The organism is Rhodoferax sp. RT5P35, from assembly GCF_056521385.1.
The window spans coordinates 1-1,087 of sequence record NZ_JBWMAX010000315.1; the positions used below are offsets into that span (position 1 = coordinate 1).

Below are 1,087 nucleotides of genomic sequence, written 5' to 3' on the forward strand. Positions count from 1 at the left end.
AGGATAGCTTTGGTGATGGGCACGGTGCCCACGGGGCGGCGCTGCAAGGTCAGCTCGGCCACGCTGCGGTCCAGCCCCAGGATGGCGGCGTATTCCGTTGCCGCTGCAGCGCGGTCGGTGCCAAACCATTTGTCGATGGCCGTCACCTCCTCCACCGCAATGCGCAGGATGTCGGGATTCTTGTCGGAAAAGCTGCGAGAGCTGAAGTAGTAACCGCGGTTGTTGACCACGCCGGCGGCATCGGCCAGCAGGCGCGCGTCCAGCGTTTTTTGCGCTGCGGCGAAGAACGGGTCCCAGATCACCCAGGCATCCACCGCGCCCTGGGTGAAAGCGGCGCGGGCATCGGCGGGTGCCAGATGCACGTGCTGCACATCGTTATAGGCCAGGCCGTTTTTCTCCAGCAGCTTGGCTAGGAAGAACTGCACGTTCGAGCCCTTGTTGTAGGCCACTTTCTTGCCCTTCAGATCCGCAATCTTCTGGACTGCCGAGCCTTTGGGCAGGATCACGGCTTCGCTGCCGACCAGGGGCGCGGTGGCCGCTACATAGACCAGCGGCGCACCGGCGGCCTGGGCGAAGATGGGCGGGGCTTCGCCCACGTCGCCAAAGTCGATGGAGCCGACGTTGAGCGCTTCGAGCTGCACCGGCCCGGCGTTGAACTCGGTCCAGGTGACGCTCACGCCCAGCGGGGCCAGGCGCTTTTCCAGCGTGCCACGGGCCTTCAAAAAGCTCAGCACGCCTTTCTGGTTGCCGATGCGCAGCACGCGCGGCGATTGGGCGAAAGCATGGAAACCAGGTGCAGCCAGCGCGCTGGCGGCGAGCAGCGTACGGCGGGAAATCAGGGGCAAGTTCGTCATAGCAATGTCCTTGGGGTGGCGCGCAGGCAAGGCTTCGCCCTGCCGCGCTGCAGCCATATCAAAAAGTAGGGAAACCTGGGAGCGTTTAAACGCTACAGCGCACGCGCGAGAAATGGATGGGCGCGTTGGCCGCGTGCTTGCCCCAGTCCTTGGACACCGGCAGCAGACCGGCCGCACGGTGCAGGCGCTGCGCCAGGTCGTCGTCGAGCTGGTGGCCGTCGGGTGGCAGCAGA

1 protein-coding gene is annotated in these 1,087 nt (G+C 65.2%); it reads right to left on the reverse strand.

Annotation, left to right across the window (positions count from 1 at the left end):
- Positions 1–854, reverse strand: an 854-nt coding sequence (locus AC097L_RS25945; RefSeq protein ID WP_479589565.1) for an aliphatic sulfonate ABC transporter substrate-binding protein, incomplete at its 3' end; no start/stop codon positions are given.
- Between the last annotated feature and the right edge of the window lie 233 nt (positions 855–1,087).